This window comes from Nocardia sp. NPDC050718, assembly GCF_040654235.1.
GTDB lineage: Bacteria > Actinomycetota > Actinomycetes > Mycobacteriales > Mycobacteriaceae > Nocardia.
The window spans coordinates 320,384-344,980 of sequence record NZ_JBFAHQ010000006.1; the positions used below are offsets into that span (position 1 = coordinate 320,384).

The window sequence follows — 24,597 nt, forward strand, 5'->3', positions numbered from 1 at the left end:
CAGCGACGCGGGCGGCGGTCAGTCCCGGCGCCGCTGTACCGGTGGTGGGGCCCACGTCCCGTCGAGGGCTTCGGCGCGCGGTGCGTAGAGGCGCATGGTGATGCCCAGTGGCCCGCTCGGCGCGGGCAGCCAGTTCGCTTCCCGGTCGGGTCCCGGGTTCTTCCGGGAGACGTGGATGTCGAGTGAGCCATCCGGGTTGTACTGCAAGGGATCTCGGTCGCCGATGGCGAAGCGATCGAGTTCGTTGGGGATCTGGAACCCTTCGGCGTTGTACATGGTGATCGACCAGAACGCCGCCGCGGGCGGCAGTTTCCCCGCGTCGAAGTGGATCAGGTAGTCGTTGTCGCCGACGAGCGGATCGCCGTCGGCGTCGGCGGCCAGCAGTGGATAGATCGCGTCTTCGGGCGGGTTGGCGCCCAGGCCCGCCAGCGTGATGGCGGACCGGGTGAAGTAGTTGTTGCCGTAGACGCCGATCGTGCCCAGCACACTGACCCACCCGTTGACCGGCTGGGCGAGTTCCATCGGCGCCGCCAGCACCGCGGCGCGCGCCGCGGTGACGCCCGCATCGATCGCGGCGCGGTCCGCGGCGGAGAAACGGGACGCGTCGAAGTCCCGGCCGGGCACGATGCCCAGCAGCGCGATGCGCGCGAGCTGGGAGAAATCGGTGCTGTGCGGCGGGTCGACCCGCAATGCCGTGGCGGCCCGCTCGAAGAACTCCGTGGCCGACATCGCGTTGACCTGCCGCAGCGGCTCGATCTCGGTGACCAGGGCGGGGTCCGGCTGAAACGGTGCCGGGTCGCCCAGTTCGGTGATCCGCAGTCCGTCCTGGAACTCGTGCACCGCCGCGTAGTCGGCGGGCCCGTTGGTCTGGGTGCGACCGATCATCCAGGCGTGCGGGGTCGGGGAGTGGATCACCGGGACACCGGCGGGCAGTTCACCGCCGTACCCGGGCCCCACGACGACGAAGTCCTGTTCGGCGGTGCCGGTGGTCCGCTTGCCCGGGTTGGCGAAGACATCGGTCCAGGCGTCCAGGATCGGGAGCATGTAGAACCGGTCGCCGCTGTCGGGAACGTGGACGCGGACCGGGCCGCGGGTCAGATCCAGCCAGGCCGAGGAGTACAGCGTGTCGAAATTCGGCCGCACGACCGCGCGAAAATCGACATCCGGGAAGGAGCGCATGTGATGGAACCGGTTCGGCGGTCCGAAACCCGGGGTGGAGTCCGCCGGGGCGTTCGTCTGCTGCTGACGGGTGACATCCATCGTCACCAGCGAGTACAGGTAGACATACGCTTCGTAGCTCAGTGTTTGCAGATCACTGGACAACACGCTCATGACGCCTCCATCGTGGATTGCGATCCAGCCGGGACGAGCCTCTTTTCGAACGTAACAGGGGGAGTCACGACCCCATCACAGGGCGTTTGCCGGATCGCGGGACGTCACGCCGGGGTGAGCACGCAGAACTCGTTGCCCTCCGGATCGGCCAGGACCGTCCACGGCACGTCACCCTGGCCGATGTCGAGGTCGGTGGCGCCCAGCGTGCGCAGGCGGTCCACCTCCGCGGTGTGGTCGTCGCCGGGATAGGGCCGCAGGTCGAGGTGGAGCCGGTTGCGGACGGTCTTCGGCTCCGGCTTGCGGAGGAACTCCAGGTAGGGACCGATACCCGCGGCGGACCGCAGCGTCGCGAAGTCGTCGGACACCTCGTGCACAGTCCAGTCCATCGCCGCGCCCCAGAATCGGGCCATGGCCCGCGGATCGCCGCAGTCGACGACCACCGCGGCGATCGGCCCGGTGTCGCGGTACACCGGCCGAGGCTCGAGCACACAGAATTCGTTGCCCTCCGGGTCGGCGAGAACCGTCCAGGGCACGTCGCCCTGGCCCACGTCCGCGGGCGTCGCACCGAGCGCGCGCAGCCGCGCGACCAGCTCCGCCTGTTCGGTGCCGGAGCCGGTGGCGAGGTCGATGTGTACGCGGTTCTGCGTCGTCTTGGGTGCCGGATCGATCACGATGTCGAGACAGACCGCGGCGGGATCGGGATAGACGAAGCCGACGGGCTCGAGATTGGCCACCCCGGGCGCCTCGCTGTCCATCCGCCAGCAGAGCGCCGCCGCCCAGAATCCGCCGAGCGCGACGTCATCGCGAGCCTTCAGATGGATCTGGACCAGCCGCGTCGCCATGGGACCCGAGTCTAGGGTCGGCGCCACGCCGCGGCTATTCGTGTCGCCGCGATGCCGGAGCGGTGGCGCGCTCGCCGAGCGCGTACTCGACCGCGGCGTCGAAGGTCATCGCCGCGCCCCGGCGCAGGCTCGTCTCGAATACCCGCGAGCTCAGCGCGTCCCGGCAGGCGAGCTCGCATTCCGTGCGGTGGCGCAGGAGCGCGGGGAAGACGAACGGGGAGCTGCCGGTGACACCGGCCAGCGAGTCCGCCGCTCCCATCAGCACTGTCGCGCGCCGGTGCCGGTCGCGCTCGGCGGTGATCCACGCCAGCTCTTCCACGCAGGCGGCGGCGACCAAGGGGTCCGGCACCTGCCGGGCCGCTCGAATCCCCTTCTCCAACAGGTCAACCGCGCGGTAGGTCGCCGCTGCGCGCCAGGCGACATACCCCGCTGCCGCCAATGCCCACGAGCGGAGCATCGTTTCGCCCGCGGCCTCGGTGGTGGTGAGCACCTGGTCGAAGCAGTCGGTCGCCCTGGCCGCGTCACCGAGCAGGACACACGACCATCCCAGCGAGATCAGCACGTCCAATCGCATGCTGAGTTCGCCCAGTGCGGTGTAGATCTCGAGGGCGTCGGTCAGGAGTCCGGCGGCGCGCGCCGGATCGGCGTCGGCGGTCATGAGCACGGCGGTGCCCTCGGCCTGCGCGTGCAAGGCGCCGACCAGCGGGTCGGTGGACTGCTCGGCCAGCTGCCGGAGCTGGGCGAGTCTGTGGGTGGCTTCGGTGAAGTCGCGCTGCAACACCGCCATCGCCACGGCGGCGTGCAGCGCCTTGGCCTGTTCGATGAGCGGCGCACCGGTCGACGGGGTGGTCAGCGCCCGGGCATACCAGCGGCGGCCTTCGCTGAGGCGTCCCCGCATCATCCAGAAGGGATACAGGGCGTTGGACATCCGCACCGCGGTCTCGTCCGCCTCGGCGACGGCGGATTCCAGCGCGGTGCGCACATTGGGCAGTTCGCGCTCGAGCCGGGCGACCCACGTGAGCTGGTGCGGGCCGATCCACTCCGTCTCCGCGCGCAGCACCAGGTCGAGAGCCCACTCACGGTGTCGCCGTGACCATTCCACGTATTCACCGTCGTCCTGGGCCCGCTGCCTGCCGTACTCCCCGACGGTCTCCAGCATCCGGAACCGAACCGTGTCACCGAGGTCTTCGCGGATCACGATCGACTTGTCGACCAACCCGGAAACCGCGTCGAGCATGTCCGCGGCGGCCGGATCGTCGCCACAGAGCCGGGCCGCGGCGTCGAGCTCGAAGCCACCGGCGAACACCGACAACCGGCGCCACCAGCGCTGCTCGTCCGGCGTACACAGGTCGTAGCTCCAGCCGATGCACCAGCGCAGGGTCTGCTGCCGCAGCGGGGCACCACGGCGGCCGCGCGTCAACAGGCCGTAGCGATCGTCGAGCCGGGACAGGATCTGCTCCGGCGACAGTGTCCGGAGCCGGGCCGCGGCGAGTTCGATCGCCAGCGGGAGCCCGTCGAGGCGGGCGCAGATCCGGGTCACGCAGGCCCGGTTGCCCTCGGCGATGCCGAATCCGGGCACCGCCGCGGCGGCTCGTTCGGCGAACAACGCCAGGGCGCTGTCCCCGGCGGTGCTCGGCGTCGGCGCGAGTGCCGGGTCGGGAATCGTGAGTGGTGGCACCGCGAGCACCGCTTCGCCGCCGATGTCGAGCGCTTCGCGGCTGGTCGCCAGGATCCGCAGGTGCGGGCAGGCGCCGAGCAGGGTTTCGGTCAGCGACGTGACGGCGTCGATCACCTGCTCGCAGTTGTCCAGCACCAGCAGCAGACGACGGGCGGACAGATAGCCCGCCAGCACGTCGACGGTCGGTCCGGCCCCTCGGCCCCGCAGTCCGAGGGCGCCGGCGACCACGTCGACCAGCAGGGCCGGATCGCGCACCTCACCCAGCTCCACCAGCCACACGCCGTCGGCGAAATCTCCCATCACCTCATGCGCGACATGGAGGGCGAGCCGTGACTTCCCGACTCCGCCGATCCCGGTGAGCGTCACCAGCGACGACCGCGCCAGCAACTGCGTGACCTCGGCCAGCTCGGTCCGGCGACCGACGAAACTGGTCAGCTCGATCGGCAGGTTCCCGCCGTCACGAGCCGCCGCGGGCTCGGGTGGCCCGGTCGGCGCGGATCCGGGTGCGGACCGCACGGGCATCCGGTCGACCGGGAAACCGTGGCCGCGCTGCGCCTCGCGGAGCCGATCGCCCACCGTCGCGGCGTCGGGTCGATCGGCGGGATCTCGCGCCATCGCGTCCTCGATGACGGCGCACACGTCGTCGGGAAAACCGCTGTCGCGCAGTGGGGGAGCGGGTTGCTCGGTGATCCGCAGGAATTGCGCGACCAGCTGTTCCCCGCTGCGCCGCTCGAAGGCCGCGTGCCCGGTCAGCACGCAGAACAGGGTGGCCCCCAGGCTGTAGACATCGGCGGCCCGGCTGGGCGCGTCCCCGGTGAGGACCTCGGGAGCGGTGAAGGCCGGGGAACCGGTGATGACCCCGGTCGTTGTCTCGAATCCGCCGGTCATGTGGGCGATGCCGAAATCGGTCAGTGCCGGCTCGTCGTAGTCGGTCAGCAGGATGTTCGCCGGTTTGATGTCGCGGTGCAGAATGCCGGTGCGATGGGCCGTCTCGAGCGCGCCCGCGAGTTTCACGCCGAGGTGGAGCACGTCCTGGAGCGGGAGCGGGCCGTCGCGGTGCAGGCACTGCTGGATCGAGCCGCGCTCGTAGTACGGCATGACCAGATACGGGTGACCGTGCTCGGTGGTGCCGACCACCAGCAGGGACACGATGTTCGGATGTCCGGTCAGCTGTCCCATCGCCTGCTGTTCGCGCAGGAACCGGTCATGGTTGTCGTCGAGCTCCTCGGTGATCACCTTCACCGCCACCGTGCGCTCGACGCCGACCTGCCTGCACCGGTAGACCGCGCCGAACCCGCCCCGCCCGATCTCCTCGGCGTCCTCGAAACCGGCAGTGCTCAGCTCCGTGATGACATCGAACCCGGCATCACGCTGTGTTCGGGACGGATCATCGCTGTCGGCCATCGGCTACTCGGATCTACCAGGGACAGAGTCAGGATATCCCGCCGACGGGTGCCTTCGTGGCTGGTGCTCGACCCAGGGAGGAGCGGCCGTCTACCGTGCGATTCGCGCCGCTCGGGAGGGTCGATCCGCGAGCGGCGCGGCATCGGCGTCGGTCAGGGCTGACCGCTGACGACGGCGGTGACGGCGTCGAGGAAGGGCTGGCCGCCCATCGCGTAGCCGCCGGCGATCGCGCCGAGGACCAGGCCGACCGGGCCGGTGATGATGCTCAGGAAGCCGAAGCCGAGGACCGTGCCGATGAGGCCGCCGAGCAGGCCGCCGACGACCACGCCGACCACATTGCGGTTGATCTCGTTCGTCAGCTGGGACATGGGGCTGATGGTCTGCATCTCGCCGATCTCGGTGGCGTTCGCCTGCGGGGTGAGCACGAGGTGGCGCCCGTTGTCGGAGATCGTCTGCGCGACCCGCATCTTCGCGCCGGAGATCTCGTAGGTGAGCGGGATGTGGGTGACGACCTCGCCCGCGTCGGAGGTGAGGGTGACCGCCGTGTTGCCCGCGGTGGTGGTGAAGGTGCCGCCGGTGACGGTGGTGGTCAGCACGCGGGAGAACTCGGTGAGGGTGGCCTCGTAGCGCACGGACCGGTCGACCCCGGACGTGGTGGCCTGGGGCGTCGGCGCGGCCGGCTCCGCGGCGGCGGCACCGGAGGTGATCCAGACGGCGGTGCCGACCAGGAGCGCGGTAGCAGGGAAAAGACCGAGTTTCATCAGGGATTTCCTTTACGCATGACGAAGACAGCCCGGCCGACCGGCGTGCCGCGGGGCACGAACCGTGGTGTCCGCCAGTGAGATCGGGCAGACCCTAGCACCCTTTTTCGCCGGATAGTTATCTGTCCCCAATTGGGCGGCGGACCAGCTTTCCGCTGTAAAACTGCGCAGATTCACAATTCGACACGTTCGTGCGCGGCCGTGTATGAACTGTCAAGCAGTGGGGCGTCGGTCGGGAGGCGTCCAGCGGACGAGTAGGAACAACACAGATGGCGCGTCGAAAGAACTTGGCCATGGCTGGCGTGTCGGTGGTGGCGGTGTTTGCCCTGGCAGGGACGTTCTACGGGGCGCTATCGGTGATCGCGGGGCTGGGCGCGCGGATGTCCGGACCGGCGGAGGACGATTCTGCCGCAACAACTTCCTTTACCGAGGTTTCGGGAACTCAGCCGCTGGGTACTATTCTCGAGCTGTCCGGTGGAGTCGCGTCCACACTGAGTAAATCCGCGTCCCGGATTCCCCGCGTGGATCTGAGCGTCGGCGATTGTGTGGATTTGGGCGCGGCCGATATTCAGCAAGCCGCGTGCGGCAGCGCGAATTCTCACTACAAGGTCACGGAATTGGCGGCGGCGGGTGCCCACTGCCCCGGCGACGTCGACCGTTCCCAACCCCGCACCCTCCCCGGCGGCCTCCAGGAGACCCTCTGCCTGGACATCGACTGGACGGTCGGCGGCTGCGTCGACCTGTCCGGCGGCGCGGTCCGGCACGTGGAATGCACTGCCGCCGTACCTGGCCGGGTCCGCGTCCTCGAAATCCGTCACGACACCACCGACGTGAACATCTGCACGGCGGGCGACCGCGGCGTCGTCTACGGCCAGCGCCGCTACGTCGTCTGCGTCAGCTCCCGCTGAGCGATACCGAGCGGAGCAGGTCCTGATCCGTCTGATCGAACACCTCATGGCGGGGTGATCGTTGGACGGTGTCTACCGCGCGCGTGGCCGTACCCTGTTGAGGGCCTGCATGTTTGGTGGCCGTAGCCCGTAGGATGGAGCCTGATGGACCACACGGACCCTTTCCCTCGACCTGTTCCGTTCACCGTGCCGAAGCTGCTTGTGGGCCTAGGGCTGTTACTTGTCGTCGCCGCGGCGATCGCCTCCTTCACTTTCACCTCCACCCTCGCGCGGATCGCGGGCGTCCCCGAGGACCTGACCTGGCTGTGGCCGGTCGTCGCCGGGCTCACCGTCGCGCTGGTGGCCTGTACCTTCATCACCCTCGTGGGTATCCGTGACGAGAAGGCCACCTCGCTGGTGCGGGTCTACGAGCTGCTGCTCGTCGCCGCCGTGCTGGCGAGCGTCTTCGGGAACGTGATCGCCATCGCCAGGGAGCCGATCGAGCTGGGCACCCTGGGGATCGCGACCGTCGTCGCCATCCCGCCGGTCTGCCTGATGATCTGCGTGGGCAACTACCTGCTGCTCACGGCCGTCGTCCCCGTCCGCATCGTCGCCGCGATCCCCGAGGACGACTGGCGGCTGCGGGCCCTCGGCATCCCCAGCCCGTCGGCCCCTCCGAAGGAGCCGAGCGCCGCGCCGAACGAGAGCGCCTCCTGGTGGGACCAGTACCGCAGCGAGGCCAGGACCCCACCGACGACCCCGAAGACCCGGACCTAGGCGGCCCGAGCCGGGTCGAAGACGAGTCATGGGTGTCTTGATGCAGAATGTGAAGGTGAAGGAAAGACCTGAGAGGGAGTTCGGAGTGTCCGCCGCTGTGGGATCGATGGGTGTCGCGACGCCTGTTCGCGGTTAGTTCGATGTCGGACCAGGAAGCCGGGTCGGGGCCTGGTGGAAATCGATTCGACGCGGTGGAGCAGCTGCGTCGGAAGTGGGAAGAGTCGAAGGCCGCCGACGGTGGATCCGGTGCGGCCGAGGCCGGAGCGTCGAATGTCGTCCGGCTGCCGCGGCGGCCGCGGCGAGGCCGTGAGGACGCCGGCGAGGCCCGGCACCTGCCCTGGTATCCGGAGGCCGTGTACGACCCGGCGCCGACCCGCCCGGTGACCCGTGCGGAGTTGCAGGGGGAGACCGGCTCGTGGTCGGCCGACGCGCAGGGGCGGCCGGTGCCGCCGGGCGGCGGGAGCGTCGAGCACGAACGCAATGTCATCGACTTCGGCGCGTCGCGCCGGAAACGCGCCGGGACGGAGTCGTCGCCCGCGGGGCAACGGCCGACCATGAAGCCACGCAGGGTCGGGCCGGTCGAGCGGAAAACGGGCGGCGAACCGGGCTCCTCGGAGCACTGAATCGCGATTCCCGGCCGGGTCACCCGGCGCGGACGATGTCGCGCGCGAACCCGGCGTAGCGGGCGGTGACCTGCTCGGGGCGGTAGTTCAGGTTCGGGTCGTACCAGTTGGCTACCCGCATGTTCATGCTGGCGATCGCGATGGCCGCCAGGTACGGATCGTCGACCGTGAACTCGCCGGCGTCCGCGCCGTCCCGGATCGTGTCGACGAGTAGCTGAAAGCACTTGTCGCGCATCGTGAGCGCCGGTTCCGCACGCTCGGGGGCCAGGGCGTGGAGTTCGTTGTTGACGACGACCGCCAGCGGTGCGTAGTCGATGTGCAGCCGGACGTGGGCTTCGACCAGGGCCGTCAGCCGCGCGGTCGGTGCGGCGACGTCGGCCGCCGCCGCGCTGAGCCGGTGCCACATCTCCTCGTGCCCGATCCGGACCAGTTCGACGAGCACGTCGTCCTTGGACGGGTAGTGCGCGTACAGGGTGGCGGTGGTGATGCCGACGGCCGCGGCGAGTTGCCGGATGGAACTGCCGTGGAAGCCGTGCTCGGCGAACAGGGCCAGCCCGGCTCGCAGGATCGCGCCCCGGGTCCCGGGCGGGGTCGCTGCCTCGGGCAGCGTCGGCGCCTCGGCGGCCAGCCTGCGCTGCCGCAAGGCGATCTCCCGCACGTCGGGTCCTGGCATGCCCACTCCTTGTCTCCCTGACGATCGATCGGTTGACAGTGTACCGGCCCGTCTGTGACCCTGATCACGAAGCCGATCGATCGATCGGTAGGGAGAGGTGGGTCAGGATGACGAAGACCGTGGCGGAACCGATCGTGTCCACCAGTGGCGGACGGATACGGGGCCGCACCAGCGCCGACGGTGTGACGAGCTTTCTCGGCATTCCGTACGCCGCCCCGCCGGTGGGTCCGGCGCGATTCCGGCTGCCCGAACCCGCGACGCCCTGGGACGGCGTGCGGGACGCGCACGAGTTCGGGCCGACCTGCCCCCAGTTGCCCTATCCGGGACCGATGCAGGCCCTCATCGGCGGCCCGGCGATCGCGGGCGAGGAGTGCCTGAACCTCAATGTCTGGACGCCGGACCCGGCGGGCGCCGGCCTGCCGGTGCTGGTCTGGATCCATGGGGGCGCGTTCACTCGCGGCGGGAACTCGCATCCGCTCTACGACGGTGCCGCGTTCGCCCGCGACGGTGTGGTGCTGGTGTCGATCAACTACCGGCTCGGCATTCCTGGCTTCGCCGTGCTTTCCGGCGCCCCGCTCAATCGCGGTCTCCACGACCAGGTGCTGGCACTGCGCTGGGTGTCGGAGAACATCGCCGCGTTCGGCGGCGATCCCGGCAATGTCACCGTGTTCGGCGAGTCCGCGGGCGCGATCAGCGTGGCGTGTCTGCTGACCGCCGCGCCCGCCGCCGGCCTGTTCCACCGCGCCATCCTGCAGAGCGGCAACGCCTCGGCGGTGGCCACCGCGACGGATGCCGCCCGAGCGACCGCCGAAGCAGCGCAGCTGCTGGCCACCTCCGCGACCGCGGCGGACTTCGGCGAGCTGTCGCCGGAGCGCCTGCTGCAAGCTCAGACCGACGTGGGAACGGCACTGGCGCTCGACCCCGATCCGGCGCGCTGGGGTGCCTCGGTGATCGCGGGCGGAGCCGGTCTGATGAGCATGTTCCCGGTCATCGACGGCGAGCTCGTGACCGGGGCGCCGCTGGACCTGGTGCGTGCGGGCGCGCGGCGCGGCGTTCCGCTCCTCGTCGGCACCAATGCCGAGGAGTTCCGTTTCTTCGCGGTGCCACTGGGGCTCGTGGCCGGGATCGACGAGCAGACGCTGCCCATGATGCTGGCCCGCGCGGGCATCGGCCCGGCGGCCGTCGCCGCGTGGACGCCGCGGCGAGCGAACTCCGTGCCCGGCGATGTCTTCTGCGAGATCGTCACCGACCGGATCTTCGGTGAACCTGCCCGTGAGCTGGCCGAGGCCGCCGGGGGTTCCGCGTATCTCTACGAATTCGGCTGGTCCACCGAGGTGCTGGGACTCGGCGCGTGCCACGCGCTGGAACTGCCGTTCGTCTTCGACACCCTCGACCGCGCGCACGCCCTGACCGGCGAGCACCCGCCGCAGCGGCTGGCCGACGAGATGCATCGCGCGTGGGTCGATTTCGCCACCGACGGCGATCCGGGATGGCCTGCCTACCGCGCCGATGCGCCCGTCACGCATACCTTCGATGCGCCGGAGGGGCACCGATGACATCCGCGCCGCCGGTATCCACCCGGTGCTGGCGACCCAGCGCCCCTCCGTGGCGATGGCGTCGTCTCACCACCCGATTCGCCCACGGGTCAGCGGCGGTGCCGGTGGCCGCCCTCGGCATGGTCCGGGCGATCACCGGCCGATGAGCATGGGGCGCAACGGATTCGCCCGGGGCACCGCGTCACAGGCGCGGCGGTCCCGGGCGAAGCGGCGGCTCAGCCGGTCGATCGGGTCAGCGCTCGTGGCCGTCCTGTGTGTGCATTCCGGCGAGCAGCCGGATGCACACCACCGCCAGCAGCGACAGCCCGATCAGCATGAGCGACAGCGCGGTCGTCGAGCCGGTGCGGTCGAGCAGCTCGACCGCGATCAGTGGCGTCGCGGCGCCGCCGATCACCGACCCCAGCTGGTAGCCCAGCGATGCTCCGCTGTAGCGCACCTCGGGCGGGAACAGCTCGCCGAAGAACGCGGCCAGCGGGCCGTACATCATCGTCAGGAACGTCATGCCGACGGCGAGCCCGGCCGTCAGCCCGAGGAAGGTCTTCGTGTCCACCAGGGTGAAGAAGGGGAAGGCCCACAGCGCGGTGAGCAGCGCGCCCGCGGTGTACAGCGGCCTGCGGCCGACACGGTCGGACAGCGCCGCGAACAGCGGCATGCAGACGAGCAGCAGGGTGGTCGCCAGGCTGAGCGGCAGCAGGACATCGGCCATCGTCAGTTTCAGGGTGCGGGTCCCGTAGTCGAGCATGAACGTGATGTAGAGGTAGAACGTCGCGTTCACGACGATGAAGGCGCCGCCCGCCAGCGCCACCCGTCCCCAGTGCTCGCGCAGTACGTCGAGCACCGGCGACTTGCTGATCGACTGCGCCGACGCCGCCTGCTCCGCCGATGCCCGCTGCAGGTTCTGGAAGGCGGGGGTTTCCTCGAGCCGGTGGTGCACGTAGAGGACGACACCGACGAACAGAATGCTGATCAGGAACGGGATGCGCCAGCCGTAGCTGCGAAAAGCCTCGGCGCCCAAGGATACCGAGAGCAGGAAGTAGGCCGACACTCCGAGCAGCACGCCGATGGGCACACCGAGCTGGGCGAAGCTGCCGTAGAACCCGCGCTTGTGCGCCGGTGCGGATTCGGTCGCCATCAGGGCGGCGCCGCCCCACTGGCCGCCGACCGCGAGACCCTGGGCGAAGCGCAGCAGGGTCAGTGCGACCGGGGCCGCGATGCCGATGGTGGCGTAGGTGGGCAGCAGTCCGATGAGCGCGCTCGCCACCGCCATCAGGGTCAGGGCGGCGATGAAGGCCTTCTTGCGGCCCACCCGGTCGCCGAAGTGGCCCCACACGACGCCGCCGACCGGTCGCGCGATGAAGCCGATGCCGAAGACGCCGAAGGAGGCCAGCACGCCGGTGACCGGGTCGGTGCTGGGGAAGAACAGCTTGGGGAACACCAGCGCCGCCGCGGTGCCGAAGAGGAAGAAGTCGAACCACTCGACACTGGCGCCGACGAGGCTGACCAAGGCCACTTTGCGGACATCGGCCTCGTTGACTGTGGGCGGGCGCCCTGAGCTCGTCGTCATCGCCGGTCTCCTTCGATTGTGCGCATCCACCAGGGCGGATGCCGTTCCACTGGTACCGCTCGAACGCTAGGTTCCCGGCCCGCGCAGGTCAGTGGTCGTGCGAACACCGAACGGCGGCACACAGTGTCGGCCGTCACACTCGACAAAGGGATTCAGCAATGCTCGATTCGGTCGGTTCCGCGGATACCGCGCTGGTGCACGAAGTGGTCGGCCGGGTCCGGCGGGAGTTGCCGGCGATGGTCGACCACATCACCGGCCGGATGTTCACCGAGATCCCGTTCTATCGCGGCGGCGGGGCGGGCACCGTGGCGGAGGTGCGGGCCCGATTGCGGGTGAATCTCGAGGCCGGACTGTCCAGTCTGCTCGGCGTCGGGCACGCGCCGGGGCCACCCGCCGAGACCGGCAGGCTCCGGGCCGGACAGGACGCGCCGCTGGCCGACGTGCTGTGCGCCTATCGCCTCGGCTATCTGGTGCTGTCGAACGCCGTCGTCCGTGCCGGTGCGCAGGCGCCGGCGGTCCCCGCGGAGATCGTCATCGAGCTGCTGCAGGCGCTGTTCCGCAACCACGGCCTCGACGCCGACGCGATGGTCGACGCCTACCGCGAGGAGGCGCACTACCTGATGTCGCAGCGCGAGCGAGAACGCGCGGCCTACATCGACGTCCTGGTCTCCGAGGATCCCGGGCTGGCCACCCTGCTCGAAGTCGCTCGCGCGCTACGCCTTCCCGTCGACGGGTCGTTTCTGGCGATCGCCACGGTGAGTGATCGCGGCCAGGACCCGATGCCGCGGGTCGTGTCGGCATTGGCGGCGATCGACGTGACGATGGTGTGGCGGATCCGCTACGACACCGCGGTCGGGGTGCTGTCGGTGCGCAAGCCGGCCCGTGCCGACCAGGCGATGGCGGTGCTGCGGAGACACACGACCGGTCCGGTGGGCGTAAGCCCGGTCTTCGGGTCACTGCGGCAGACCGCCTGGGCGCTGGGCCTCGCCGAACTGGTGCGCGACGGCATGCCGGGCGCGCCGACGGTCGAACAATTCGAGAACACCCCGCTGAACGTGCTCGTGGCCGGCGGCCGCGACGCCGCCCGCACCACCGCGCGGACGGTGCTCGGCGGCCTGCTGGACGCGCCCGGCGAGACCCAGCAGACCCTGCTCGCCACGCTGCGGGAGTGGGTGTCGGCCGCGGGCTCGGCGGACCGCACCGCGCAGCGGCTGCACTGCCATCCGAACACCGTGCGCAAGCGGCTGCGCCGGCTCGAGGAACTCACCGGGCGCAGCCTGGCCGAACCCGGCGGCATCGCGGAGCTGGTCACCGCCTGCCACGCCTGGACCCAACTCCGTCGCTGACCTCGGCCCGCTGTGCGGTCGATTCCTCGCCGGGCTCAGAGCGTGACGTTGTCGCTGCGCGGATCGATGAGGATCTTGGCGTGGTGGTCCGGGGAGCCCAGGGCGGTGAAGGCCGCGTCGACGCCGTCGAGGCCGACGGTGCCGGTGATCAGCGGGCTGGGGTCGACGGTCCCGTCGGCGATCATGTGCAGGGTGTCGCGGAATTCGCCGGGGTCGTAGCCGAGGACGAACCGCAGTTCGATCTCCTTGTTGATGGCGTTGGCGGGATGGAACGTGTCCTGCTGCATGCACACACCCACGACCACGACGCGGGTCGACGGCGGTGCGTCGGTGAGGATCTGGTCGATGATGCCGGGCACGCCGACGCATTCGAAGACGACCGGGCCCGCCGGGCCGCGATCGAGGGTGTGTGCCGCGCGGAACAGGTACCACCACGGCACCTTCGGTATCCGGCGCACCCGTTCCATGACATCGAAGGCCAGGTTCAGCAGATCCGGGGCGCCGGCGATGCGCGGCGGCTTCGGCGCCGCCGCCCAGGCGGATTCGGTGGTCGGATCGACCACCACATCGGCGCCGCAGGCGCGGGCCAGTTCCCGGCGGCGCGCCGAGAAGTCGCCGGCGACCACGGTGCGCACGCCCGCCGCCTTGAGCATGGTGACGACGGCCAGTCCGATCGGTCCGCAGCCGATGACGAACGCGGTCTGGCCCTTGGTGATCCGGCTCTTGCGCACGGCGTGCCAACCCACCGCCATCGGCTCGGTGAGCGCGGCGAGGTCGGGGGAGAGCCCGTTGGGCACCGCGAAGGTCACCGACTCCTGCGTCAGCACCTGTTCGGCGTACCCGCCGGGCGCGTTCACGGACAACCCGGTGAGCTGCGGTTCGCGCTCGTTGCGCAGGATGGGCATCGCGACCACCGGCGTGCCCGGCTTCCAGCGCCGGTGGGTGCGCGGGCCGTATTCGGCGATCTCGCCGGTGAACTCGTGTCCGAGGACGATCCGCTGGTCCGATCGCATGAAGCCGCTGTAGCCGGTGGCGACGGCCAGGTCGGCGAGCTCGTCGCAGTGTGTCCGGGCGTGCAGGTCCGAGCCGCAGATACCGCAGCGGGTCACGGTGACGAGGATCTGGCCCGGCCCTGGTCGCGGAGTCGGCAGGTCCTCGACGCTGAATTCGCCTTTGCTGACCACCGTCGCACGCATGAGTTCCTCCTAGGCGAGTGCCGGGGCGTCCCCGGGCCCGGGTGGCTCGCGGCAATACCGAGCCGTCTCGGTCGCCATCGTAGCGCCGGCGGTCGGCCGGGGCGGATGATCGCCCCGGCCGATTCCGGGCGCCGGTCCCTAGTGGACCGCGCGGTCGGTGTCCTGCCAGTGCAGCTTGCGCAGATCGCGCTTGAGCACTTTGCCCGCCCCGGAAACCGGTAGCGCGTCAAGGAATTCCACGCTGCGCGGCAGCTTGTAGTTGGCGATGTGCTCGCGACAGAACTCCCGGATGTCGGCCTCGGCCGCGGTCTGTCCCGGCGCCAGGACGATCACCGCGTGCACGCGCTCACCCCAGTCCTGATCGGGCACGCCGATGACCGCGACCTGGGCGACGGCCGGGTGCTTGGCCACCGCGTTCTCGACCTCGACCGAATAGACGTTCTCGCCGCCGGTGACGATCATGTCCTTGAGCCGGTCGACGACGAAGACATAGCCGCGCTCGTCCATGTACCCGGCGTCGCCGGTGTGCATCCAGCCCCCGCGTAGCGCCGCCGCGGTCTCCTCGGGCCGGTTCCAGTAACCGGACATCACGTGATCGCCCCGGACGACGATCTCGCCGATCTCACCCCGTGCCAGTTCGGTGTCGTCCTCGCCGACGACGCGGACCTCGGCGTGAACCGCCGCGCGCCCGCACGACCTGGTCAGCGCGGGATCGTCGTGGTCCTGCGCGGTGAGCAGGGTGGCGACCGGCGCGAGTTCGGTCATCCCGTAGGCCTGGGTGAATCGCGCGTTCGCGAGCACGGCCCGCGCCTTGGCCATCACCGTCTCGGAGATCGGTGAGGCGCCGTAGAGCACGCGGGTGAGGCTGGACAGATCCGCGTCGGCCGCGGCGGGGGAGTCGACGAGCAGCTGGATCATCGTCGGTACCAGCAGCGCGTCGGTCACCCGGTGGGTGACGATGGCGTCGACGGTGGCCGCCGGGGTGAACGACGGCACGATCACGTGGGTGGCGCCGGTCAGATTGCCGACGTTCCACGCCGCGATGTCGGCCAGGTGGAACATCGGCGCGACGTGCAGCAACATGCCGCCGCGGGTGAGCATGTCGGTGGTGACCAGACTGCCCATCGCCGAGGTGAGGCAGGCCCGATGCGACAGCATCACGCCCTTGGGGAAACCCGTTGTCCCGCCGGTGTAGAAGACGCCGTAGAGCGCGTCGCCGCCGCGCCGGGCGTCGGGGATCGGCGCCGTGGCGGCGATGAGGTCTTCGTAGGCGAGCATGCCCTCGGGTGTCGGACCGTCGCCGGCGAAGACGACCGTGCGCAGGTTCGGCGCCGCGGCGCGCAGCGCGTCGACGGCGCCGGCGAAGGCGTCGTCGACCACGAGGACATCGGTGCCGCAATCGACGAGCGAGTAGGCGACCTCGGCCGCGCTCCAGCGGATGTTGACCGGGTTGACCACTGCGTCCGCCCACGGCACCGCCAGCAGCAGTTCGTGGTAGCGGTCGCTGTTGAGGGCGTAGATCCCGACGCGATCACCGGACCCGACCCCGAGCGCGCGCAGTGCCCCCGCCAGCCGTGCGATGCGATCGACCGATTCGGCGACCGTGCGGCGGCGGGTGCCGAAGATGGTCACGATCCGGTCGGGATCGCGTTGCAGCGCCGCGTGCAGTGATTGCGTGATGTGCACGGCCAACTCCTCTGTTGTGAATACCGATCTGTGTGATCTACGTGACATTGTTGCCGCTCTTGAGGGAATGTCAAGGGTCGTGTAACCATGAAGTGAATATTGATTCGCCAAGTTAGGTGGTGGTGTGATGCAACGGGTGCAGGTCGCCGGAGTCGGGATGGTGCCGTTCTCGACGCCGAGCAGGAGTGAGCCCTACGACGTCCTGGCCGCGGACGCGGTCCGCAACGCACTGCGCGACGCCGGAATCGGTATCGACCAGGTGCAGCAGGCCTACGCGGGCTACGTCTACGGTGACTCGACGAGTGGTCAGCGCGCGCTCTACAGCGTGGGCATGACCGGTATCCCCGTGGTCAATGTCAACAACAACTGTTCGACCGGGTCGTCGGCGTTGTGGCTGGCGCGCCAGGCCGTCGCCAGCGGCGCCGCCGATTGCGTGCTCGCCTTCGGCTTCGAGCAGATGGAACGCGGCGCGCTCGCCATGAAGTGGCCCGACCGGCCGAGCCCGTTCGTCGACTTCATGGCGGTGGCGCATCAGCACAACGGACCGAGTGAAGCCCCGTTCGCCGCACAGCTTTTCGGCGGCGCTGGCGCCGCGTACGCCGAGCGGTACGGCACCGATCCCGCGACCTTCGCGATGATCTCGGTCAAGGCGCGCGCTCACGCGAAGAACAATCCGTTCGCCGTGTTCCGCGACGCGGTGACCGTCGAGCGGGTGCTCGAATCGCCGCAGATCTTCGGTCCGCTGACCCGGTTGCAGTGCTGCCCGCCCACCTGTGGCGCGGCCGCCGCGATCATCACCAGCGAGGACTTCGCCCGGCGCCACGGCCTGCGCACCGACGTCGCCATCACCGCGCAGGCGATGACGACCGATACCCCCGACACCTTCGACGACCTGCCCAAGCTGGTCGGCTACGACATGGCCCGGCGCGCGGCCGACCAGGTCTACGAGGCCGCCGGCGTCGATCCCGCCGACATCCGGGTGGTCGAACTGCACGACTGCTTCACCGCGAACGAACTGCTCAGCTACGAAGCGCTCCGGTTGACCCCCGAGGGCACCGCGGAGAAGTTCATCCGCGACGGCGACAACACCTACGGCGGCCGCGTGGTCACCAACCCCTCGGGCGGACTGCTGTCGAAGGGGCATCCGCTCGGCGCGACCGGTCTGGCCCAATGTGCCGAGCTCACCTGGCAATTGCGCGGTCAGGCCGACGCGCGGCAGGTCGACGGTGTGACCGTGGCGCTACAGCACAACATCGGTCTCGGCGGCGCCGCCGTGGTCACGCTGTACGAGAAGGTCGGCTGATGGCCGTCGATATCGAACGCGCGCTGGCGCTCACCCTGCCCACCTTCACCGTCGACGTCGAGCGCGGCCGGTTGCGGCTGTTCGCGCGGGTCATCGGCGAGACCGACCCGATCTACACCGATGTCGAGGCCGCGCGGGCGGCGGGCCACCCGGACCTGCCCGTCCCGCCGACCTTCTTCTTCAGCCTCATCCTCGAAGCGCCGTCGCCCTTCGGTTATTTCGACGAGCTCGACATCGACCTGCGCCGGGTCCTGCACGGCGAGCAGGCCTTCGAGTACGTCGCCATGGCCTACGCCGGGGACACCGTCGAGATCAGCGAGCGCGTCGTGGACGTGACCGTCAAACGCGGTGGCGCCCTCGAGTTCGTCACCAAGGAGACCGAATTCCGCCGTGGCACCGAACTTCTCGCCAAGGCCACCAATGTGGCCGTCGTCCGCAACCCGGAGGTGACCGCGTGAGCACCGCGCCGCCGACCGTCGGCACCGAGCTGCCGCCCCTGGCCCTGCCGCCCATCTCCCGCACCACGCTCGCGTTGTTCGCCGGTGCCAGTGGTGACCACAATCCGATCCACATCGACCTCGACAACGCGCGCTCCGCGGGCTTCGACGACGTCTTCGCCCACGGCATGCTCTCCATGGCCTACCTCGGCCGCCTGCTGACCGGCTGGGTGCCCCAGCGCGACATCCGGTCCTTCGCGGTGCGCTTCACCGCGATCACCCCGATCCACGCGGAGCCGACCTGCACCGCGACGGTCACCGCCGTCGCGGACGGACTCGCCACCCTCAGCCTTGCCGTCACCCTCGCCGACGGCACCTCCACCCTGCTCGGCACCGCGGTCGTCGCGGTGCCGGGAACCTACTGATCAGGAGTCACACCAGCATGGGAACACTCGACGGCAAGGTTGCCATCATCACCGGATCCGGTCGCGGCATCGGGCGCGAGATCGCGCTGAAGTTCGCCGCCGACGGCGCGTCCGTGGTCGTCAACGACCTCGACAAGGACCCGGCCGAGCAGACCGTCGCCGATATCCGCGCCGCGGGCGGCTCGGCGGTCGCGTGCGCGGGCAGCGTCACCGACGACGACTTCGCGGACCGATTCGTGCAGACCGCGGTCGACGAGTTCGGCGGCATCGACATCATCGTCAACAACGCGGGCTACACCTGGGACACCGTCATCCAGAAGATGACCGACGAGCAGTGGGACGCCATCCTCGACGTCCACCTCAAGGCACCGTTCCGGATCCTGCGCGCGGCCCAGCCGATCATCTCCACCGAGGTCAAGCGGGCCAGGGCCGCCGGGGAGACCGTGCCGTGCCGCAAGGTCGTCAACATCTCCTCGATCGCCGGGCTCGGTGGCAACGCCGGTCAGGCCAACTACGCCGCGGCCAAGGCGGGCATCACGGGGCTGACCAAGACCCTGGCCAAGGAATGGGGCAGGCTCAACGTCACCGTCAACACGGTCGCCTTCGGCCTGATCACCACGCGCCTCACCGAGGCGCCCGCCGACGGCAGCGCCACCATCGACGTGGGCGGCCGGGAACTCGCCGTCGGCGTGAACCCGGCACTGCTCGACGCGATGTCGCAGCAGATCCCGCTCGGCCGCGCGGGCACCCCGGCCGAGGCGGCGGGGGCCGTCTATCTGCTGTGCCGCCCCGAATCCGATTACATCAGCGCCCAGACCCTGGTCTGCGGCGGCGGATACACCATCTGAGAGGGGACGCCACGATGGACCGGGAGATCTTCGAACCCGAGCACGACGCCTACCGCGACAGCGTGCGGCAATTCCTGGCCAAGCACGTCGTGCCGGGCTATCCGGAATGGGAGCGGGCGGGCATCGTCCCACGCTCGCTGTTCACCGACATCGCCGAGCTCGGCGCGTTCATGGCGGTGCCCGAGCGGTTCGGCGGCGCGGGGGTGCGGGACTTCCGGTTCAACGCGATCCTGATCGAGGAGGCCGCGGCGGTCGATGTCGCCCCCGCGGTCCTCGGTCCGACACTGCAGGCCGACGTGTGCATGCCGTATCTGCTCGAGCTGACCGACGACGAGCAGAAGGCGCGCTGGCTGCCCGGCGTCGCCACCGGCGAGACGATCGTCGCGATCGCCATGACCGAGCCGGGGACCGGGTCCGACCTGTCCGGTATCCGCACCAAGGCCGTCCGCGAGGGCGAGCACTATGTGCTCGACGGCGCGAAGACCTTCATCACCAACGGCATCAACGCCGATCTGGTGATCACCGCGGTGCGCACCGGCGAGCACCCGCACCGCGGTATCAGCCTGATCGTGGTCGAGCGCGGCACCGAGGGATTCACCCGTGGGCGCAACCTGGAGAAGGTCGGCATGCACGCCCAGGACACCGCGGAGCTGTCTTTCGCCGGCGCGCGGGTTCCGGTGGCCAACCTGCTCGGCGAGGAGGGCACGGGGTTCTTCGGGCTCAGCAACAACCTGCCCCAGGAGCGGTTGTCGATCGCGGTCGCGGCCATGGCCGGTGCGACCACCGCGCTGCGCGAGACGATCGACTACGTGCGCGAGCGCCGGGCGTTCGGGCGCGCGATCGGCGATTTCCAGGCGACCCGGTTCCGGCTCGCGGACCTGGTCACCGAGGTCGAGATCACCCAGACCTACGTCGACCGCGGCATCACCGCATTGAACGCGGGCCGGTTGAGCGCGGTCGACGCGGCCAAGGCCAAGCTCTGGGCGACCGAACTCCAGAGCCGGGTGATCGACGCCTGCGTGCAATTGCACGGCGGCTACGGGTACATGCTCGAATACCCGATCGCCCGGGCCTATCTCGATTCGCGGATCGCCCGCATCTACGGCGGCACGAGCGAGATCATGCAGGAGATCATCGGCCGATCACTGCGGTTGGGCTGAGCGGTAGCATCCCCGTGGTGTCCCCACCGTCCGCCGCCGTGCGCCGCAAACGTCCGGCCAACCGTCGCGAACTGATCGTCGACGCGGCCGCGTCGCTGTTCGCCGACAGCGGTTTCGAGAACGTCGCGATGAGTGATGTCGCGGCCGCGGTCGGTGTCGGCCCCTCGGCGCTCTACCGGCACTTCACCGGCAAGGACGACCTGCTGCGCGCCGCCATCGAGCAGACGCTCGACCGGTTCGCGAGCACGCTCGACGGCCCCGACGTCCTGGACGCGGTCGCCGATTTCGCGGTCGGCCGGCGCACCGCGCCACTGCTGTGGGTGCGCGAGGCACGCCACCTCCCGCGCCCACAGCGCCTGGATGTGGTCGCCCGGCTCGACCGGTTGTGCGAGGCGTTCGCGGTGGCGACGACCGGCGACGCCGTCGGCCCCGATGCGCGGTTGCGCGCGCGCATGGCGCTGGCCGCGCTGCTCAGCCCGGCCTTCCACGGCACCACGCTGCCCGTCGAGGAATTCCGGTCGACCCTGGTCGGCATCGCCGCCGCGGTGCTGGATACCGAGGTGGACGTGCCCGCGCCACCACTGGTGCCACCACCGGCGGGGTTGGCCCGCGGCAGCAAGCGCGAACAGATTCTGCACGCGGCCCTGCGGATCTTCGCCGATCAGACCTACGCGAGCACCGGGATGGAGGAGATCGGCGAGGCCGTCGGCCTGTCCACCTCGAGTGTCTACAACCACTTCACCAGCAAGCTGGAGATCCTCGACGTCGCCCTGCACCGGGCCAACGGCTATCTCCAGGTGACCCTGGACGACACGCTGCTGGCCGCGCCCGACGAGGGCGCCGCGCTGCGCGCGCTGGCCGGGGTCTACGCCGACTTCACCCTGCGGCACCCGGCCCTGGTCGACATCCTGGTCACCGAGGTCCGCAGCCTCGGCGCCCAGGCGGAACCGCTGTTACAGGCCCAGCGTGACTACGTCAGCGAATGGGTCAGGCTCTGCCGCGCGGCGCGCCCCGCCCTGACCCGTGAGCAAGCCCTGGTCACCGTGCAGGCCACGCTCATGGCGATGAACGACATCGCCAGGGACAGCACGTTTTCCGATGTCCGACTGCTGAGCGGTCCCTTGGCCGCGATCGCCGTCACCGCCCTCGGCCTTCCGGAGCAGACGTCCGGGCGATGACCGCGGCGCGCTCGGCCCGCGCGGTGGGCGTCCGCGATGAGCTGAATCGATCGACCGTCGGAGCACGGTCGAAAGGTGTTGCGGTCGGCTATCTTCGAGGGGGAGGAGTCCGGGACCGTCGTCCGGGCTCGGACAACAGGGGGTAGGACATGAATCCGAGAATCGCCGTCGCCGCGGTGGCCTTGGCCGCGGGCGCCGTCGTCGCGACCGGGTGTTCGAGCGACGCCGATGTGGTGTCGAAGAATCTGTCCAAGGACTCGGACCAGTTCAAGATCGACCGCCGGGTGGTGTTCTTCAACGGGATCACCGACAAGTACCTGCTGTCCATCGAGGGCAAGTGCTCGATCAAGGACGAGAACAACCAGCTCGAGGTCACCTGTAAGACCGGTGACGACGAGTACAAGAAGCACTTCCTCGGGCTCTCCGACAACGTGAGCTACTTCGTGGAACAGCTCGAATCCGCCGAGGTGAGCCGCTATCACTACAAGGTGATCTTCAAGCCCGAGACCATTCTCGCCGACATCGACCGGCCCTGAGCCGAGCGGCCCGGCGCTCGACCGACAGGTCAGGCGCCGAGCCGCTCGTGCACGAAGGCCGCGGCCTGGTCGCGGTTGTCGTTGACGAAGTACGCGAAATGGCCGTAGCTCAGCGCGTTTCCGAAGCCGGCGGCCGGGTTGCCGCCCTGGCAGACCCGGTCGCCCGCGTTGCAGTAGTCGCGCAGGCGGTCGGCGAATTCGGCGAGGGCGCCCACGGGGAGCGCACCGGTGCCGGACAGGGCGGGATCGTAGCTGCCGCGATCGTAGGGTTCGGCGCCGTTGAACAGCGGGCTGCCGAACAGGGCGATGGCGTCGATCCGCGCTGCGGCCTGGTCGGTCACCGCGGCGCGGGCGGCGAGGGTGTTGCCGATGACGCGGGCGCCCTGCGAGTAGCCGAGCAGGACGAGCTGCTGGTCCGGGCAGGCCGCGGCGGTCGTGTTCAGCAGCGCGGTCAGGTTCTCGACTCCGCGCACGGAGCTGTCCGGCGCCATCGAGGCCGGGTACTCCAGCTCGGTCACGGTGGTCGTGCGCCCGGATTCCTGGGCGATCCGCTTGCCCAGCGGGGTCAGGAGCAAGCTGCCGATCTGCGGTTCGAGGGTGCCCCGGACCGTGACGACGCGCACCTCCGCGCAGCCGGTCGGGCCCGTGGACGGCTCGGCCGCCGCGGTCGGGAGGGCCGTGAGCGCCAGTGTCGCCGTGACTGTCGCCGCCGAACGCAGCAGGATTCGGGATCGTCCACGCATGCCGCCCACTGTATTGCGCCGAGGGGCGATGTGGGGCCGGACAGACCGGGTTCGCGCACGTTCTCACGGCGCCGCCCGCGGTGACAGACAGTAAAATTGGGGTATTTCACAATACCGGGACTCGACTAGTGTCGGCGAGCACATTCATAGGAGGTAGCCATGACTCATCTACTCGCCAAAACTCTTGCCGTCACTGCTCTTTCGGGCGTCATGCTAGGCGCATCCCTGGGTCCGGCGCACGCGGCCCCAGCCCCCGTCGCTCCGATCGCGGAATCCGGATCCGCGTCGGGTTCCGGCGATTCCGGCTCCTCGCTGGCGCCACTGATCACCATTCCGCTCGGCGCGCTCTACATCCTGCTCTGCGACGCCGAACCGAACGGCCCGGTCTGCGCCCTGATCTACGAGATCGGCCACGGCAGTTCCGAATCCGACCCGGCCTGATCCCGGAACATCCCCTACCTGATCCGAGGTACTCCTTCATGGGCCGAATACTCACCACATCCCTTGTCGCGGTGGCACTCTCCGCCGGAGTGACGCTGGCACCGGCGCAGGCCGCGCCGGCGGTGATCGCGCCGGTCGCCGACTCGCCGACCGGATCGGCATCGGGATCCGCGCGCATCCTGCTGGCCTGGCCGCTGGGCTTCGTACTGTTCGGCGCCTGCTTCGCCGACGGCGACAGCCCGACGCACAACCCCCTGTGTCAGGCGCTGCTCGACCTCACCGCGGGCAGCACCGACTTCTGACCCGACCGATATCCGACGCCGTCGTCCCCGCCCTGCGGGGCGGCGGCGTCGTTCTGTTGCGGCGAGGGTGAATTCACTTCGCGCGGGACGGTTTTCGCTGCGTCGTGGGGGACAGGCTCTGCCGGACGAAGCGCTGACCGGCCTCGATCGCGGCCGTCAGCGCGACGGCGTCCGGCGCGATGAGGTACTGCGCGCCGACGCCGCGCAGCATGCCGACGAGGGTCACCGCGGTCGCGGCCGGGTCGAGCGCGCTGTCCACGGTCGCTTCGGCCTGTCCCGCGCGCACCACGGTCTCCACGCCAAGCCGGAACAGCGCGTCGTCGGCGGCGAAGATCGACCGCAGGGTCGCCTCGTCCGGGATCGCGGAGGACCACATGACGAAGAAGGCTCGACCCGCGTCGGGTTCGGAGACCAGCGCCGACAGGTAGTCCTGGACCAGGCCGACCAGGGTCTGGACGGCGTCGTCGCCTGATTCGGTCATCTTGGTGACGATCCCGGCGACGAACCGCGCCTGGATGTCGTGGGCCAGCCGATCGATGAGCGCGGCCTTGCTGCCGAAGTGGTGGTTGACCAGACCGCGGCTGTAGCCCGCCTCCAGTCCCACATCGGCGAGCGAAGTCCGGTCGACACCGCGCCGCGCGAACAGTGCCGCCGCGGCGTCGAGCAGTGCCTGTTCGGCTTGCGCGGTCCGTTCCTGCTGGGTGCGGCGGGGTGCGGCGGTCGTCGTCGTTCCGGAGCTCGCGGGTGGCTTCTTGCTGGTCTTCCCCTGATTTCCGGTCATGTGGAGAACGGTAGCAGGCAACTTGCTGACCGTTCGACACGGAAGAAACTTGCTTGACGGTCAGTAAGTATCTATGGTTGGCTCGACTGTGACGCCGACCACGGCGCCCGACCACCGA

The 24,597-nt window shown here is 69.8% G+C and carries 24 protein-coding genes; 14 read left to right on the forward strand and 10 right to left on the reverse strand.

The features are described 5' to 3' along the window. Positions 1-18: 18 nt before the first annotated feature. The 4 genes from AB0H54_RS27140 to AB0H54_RS27155 form a co-directional block, all read right to left on the reverse strand. The gene (locus tag AB0H54_RS27140; RefSeq protein ID WP_357349003.1) at positions 19-1,332 is read right to left on the reverse strand and encodes a DUF1254 domain-containing protein; all 1,314 of its coding nucleotides are present in this window, start codon (positions 1,330-1,332) and stop codon (positions 19-21) included. A gap of 104 nt (positions 1,333-1,436) precedes the next feature. Continuing rightward, positions 1,437-2,174: a VOC family protein gene (locus tag AB0H54_RS27145; protein ID WP_357349005.1), complete on the reverse strand. Its 738-nt coding sequence runs from the start codon at positions 2,172-2,174 to the stop codon at positions 1,437-1,439. 34 nt (positions 2,175-2,208) lie between these two features. Beyond that, complete coding sequence (locus AB0H54_RS27150; protein ID WP_357349007.1) at positions 2,209-5,256, reverse strand: protein kinase; 3,048 nt, start codon at positions 5,254-5,256, stop codon at positions 2,209-2,211. Positions 5,257-5,408: 152 nt separating this feature from the next. Beyond that, entirely contained in the window at positions 5,409-6,017 is a 609-nt protein-coding gene (locus AB0H54_RS27155; protein ID WP_357349009.1) for a hypothetical protein, read from the reverse strand. Between the two features lie 293 nt (positions 6,018-6,310). On the opposite strand from AB0H54_RS27155, the gene AB0H54_RS27160 reads away from it, so the two are divergent. The 3 genes from AB0H54_RS27160 (at position 6,311) to AB0H54_RS27170 (ending at position 8,304) form a co-directional block, all read left to right on the forward strand. Beyond that, complete coding sequence (locus AB0H54_RS27160) at positions 6,311-6,925, forward strand: hypothetical protein (protein ID WP_357349011.1); 615 nt, start codon at positions 6,311-6,313, stop codon at positions 6,923-6,925. Positions 6,926-7,069: 144 nt separating this feature from the next. Further along, positions 7,070-7,681, forward strand: coding sequence for a hypothetical protein (locus tag AB0H54_RS27165; RefSeq protein ID WP_357349013.1), 612 nt, complete (start codon positions 7,070-7,072; stop codon positions 7,679-7,681). A 110-nt stretch (positions 7,682-7,791) separates the two neighbouring features. Then, on the forward strand, positions 7,792-8,304 hold the full coding sequence (locus AB0H54_RS27170) for a hypothetical protein (protein ID WP_357349015.1): 513 nt from the start codon (positions 7,792-7,794) through the stop codon (positions 8,302-8,304). A gap of 19 nt (positions 8,305-8,323) precedes the next feature. Here AB0H54_RS27170 and AB0H54_RS27175 read toward each other — a convergent pair whose 3' ends face one another. Then, a complete protein-coding gene (locus tag AB0H54_RS27175; protein ID WP_357349017.1) occupies positions 8,324-8,977 on the reverse strand; it encodes a TetR/AcrR family transcriptional regulator in 654 nt (217 codons plus the stop codon). A gap of 107 nt (positions 8,978-9,084) precedes the next feature. Here AB0H54_RS27175 and AB0H54_RS27180 point away from each other — a divergent pair, with 107 nt between their 5' ends. Next, complete coding sequence (locus AB0H54_RS27180; RefSeq protein ID WP_357349019.1) at positions 9,085-10,533, forward strand: carboxylesterase family protein; 1,449 nt, start codon at positions 9,085-9,087, stop codon at positions 10,531-10,533. Positions 10,534-10,765: 232 nt separating this feature from the next. Here the strand turns inward: AB0H54_RS27180 and AB0H54_RS27185 are convergent, their stop codons facing one another. After that, a complete protein-coding gene (locus tag AB0H54_RS27185; RefSeq protein ID WP_357349023.1) occupies positions 10,766-12,097 on the reverse strand; it encodes an MFS transporter in 1,332 nt (443 codons plus the stop codon). A gap of 158 nt (positions 12,098-12,255) precedes the next feature. On the opposite strand from AB0H54_RS27185, the gene AB0H54_RS27190 reads away from it, so the two are divergent. Continuing rightward, positions 12,256-13,443 (forward strand): helix-turn-helix domain-containing protein, encoded by a 1,188-nt coding sequence (locus AB0H54_RS27190; protein ID WP_357349024.1) that lies wholly within the window; start codon positions 12,256-12,258, stop codon positions 13,441-13,443. A gap of 35 nt (positions 13,444-13,478) precedes the next feature. Here the strand turns inward: AB0H54_RS27190 and AB0H54_RS27195 are convergent, their stop codons facing one another. Together AB0H54_RS27195 and AB0H54_RS27200 are read right to left on the reverse strand one after the other, a co-directional pair. Next, a complete protein-coding gene (locus AB0H54_RS27195; RefSeq protein ID WP_357349026.1) occupies positions 13,479-14,639 on the reverse strand; it encodes a zinc-binding dehydrogenase in 1,161 nt (386 codons plus the stop codon). Positions 14,640-14,777: 138 nt separating this feature from the next. Continuing rightward, positions 14,778-16,325 (reverse strand): long-chain-fatty-acid--CoA ligase, encoded by a 1,548-nt coding sequence (locus AB0H54_RS27200; protein ID WP_357349028.1) that lies wholly within the window; start codon positions 16,323-16,325, stop codon positions 14,778-14,780. A gap of 124 nt (positions 16,326-16,449) precedes the next feature. Here AB0H54_RS27200 and AB0H54_RS27205 point away from each other — a divergent pair, with 124 nt between their 5' ends. From AB0H54_RS27205 to AB0H54_RS27235, 7 genes are all read left to right on the forward strand, one after another. Further along, positions 16,450-17,628, forward strand: a complete 1,179-nt coding sequence (locus AB0H54_RS27205; RefSeq protein WP_357349030.1) for a lipid-transfer protein — start codon at positions 16,450-16,452, stop codon at positions 17,626-17,628. After that, complete coding sequence (locus AB0H54_RS27210) at positions 17,628-18,086, forward strand: MaoC family dehydratase N-terminal domain-containing protein (protein ID WP_357349032.1); 459 nt, start codon at positions 17,628-17,630, stop codon at positions 18,084-18,086. The genes AB0H54_RS27205 and AB0H54_RS27210 overlap by 1 nt, the downstream gene beginning before the upstream one ends. Continuing rightward, on the forward strand, positions 18,083-18,490 hold the full coding sequence (locus AB0H54_RS27215) for a MaoC/PaaZ C-terminal domain-containing protein (RefSeq protein WP_357349034.1): 408 nt from the start codon (positions 18,083-18,085) through the stop codon (positions 18,488-18,490). The genes AB0H54_RS27210 and AB0H54_RS27215 overlap by 4 nt, the downstream gene beginning before the upstream one ends. Positions 18,491-18,507: 17 nt before the next feature. Then, positions 18,508-19,338 (forward strand): SDR family oxidoreductase, encoded by an 831-nt coding sequence (locus tag AB0H54_RS27220; RefSeq protein WP_357349035.1) that lies wholly within the window; start codon positions 18,508-18,510, stop codon positions 19,336-19,338. 14 nt (positions 19,339-19,352) lie between these two features. Further along, positions 19,353-20,498 (forward strand): acyl-CoA dehydrogenase family protein, encoded by a 1,146-nt coding sequence (locus AB0H54_RS27225; RefSeq protein ID WP_357349037.1) that lies wholly within the window; start codon positions 19,353-19,355, stop codon positions 20,496-20,498. A gap of 17 nt (positions 20,499-20,515) precedes the next feature. Further along, entirely contained in the window at positions 20,516-21,676 is a 1,161-nt protein-coding gene (locus AB0H54_RS27230) for a TetR/AcrR family transcriptional regulator (RefSeq protein ID WP_357349039.1), read from the forward strand. Between the two features lie 149 nt (positions 21,677-21,825). Continuing rightward, positions 21,826-22,212, forward strand: a complete 387-nt coding sequence (locus AB0H54_RS27235) for a hypothetical protein (RefSeq protein WP_357349041.1) — start codon at positions 21,826-21,828, stop codon at positions 22,210-22,212. Between the two features lie 29 nt (positions 22,213-22,241). Here AB0H54_RS27235 and AB0H54_RS27240 read toward each other — a convergent pair whose 3' ends face one another. Continuing rightward, on the reverse strand, positions 22,242-22,955 hold the full coding sequence (locus AB0H54_RS27240; RefSeq protein WP_357349042.1) for a cutinase family protein: 714 nt from the start codon (positions 22,953-22,955) through the stop codon (positions 22,242-22,244). 210 nt (positions 22,956-23,165) lie between these two features. Between AB0H54_RS27240 and AB0H54_RS27245 the strand changes: the two genes are divergently transcribed. After that, complete coding sequence (locus tag AB0H54_RS27245) at positions 23,166-23,396, forward strand: hypothetical protein (protein WP_357349044.1); 231 nt, start codon at positions 23,166-23,168, stop codon at positions 23,394-23,396. Between the two features lie 89 nt (positions 23,397-23,485). Beyond that, a complete protein-coding gene (locus AB0H54_RS27250) occupies positions 23,486-23,698 on the forward strand; it encodes a hypothetical protein (RefSeq protein ID WP_357349046.1) in 213 nt (70 codons plus the stop codon). Between the two features lie 73 nt (positions 23,699-23,771). On the opposite strand, the gene AB0H54_RS27255 is transcribed toward AB0H54_RS27250, so the two are convergent. Continuing rightward, a complete protein-coding gene (locus AB0H54_RS27255) occupies positions 23,772-24,479 on the reverse strand; it encodes a TetR/AcrR family transcriptional regulator (protein WP_357349048.1) in 708 nt (235 codons plus the stop codon). Between the last annotated feature and the right edge of the window lie 118 nt (positions 24,480-24,597).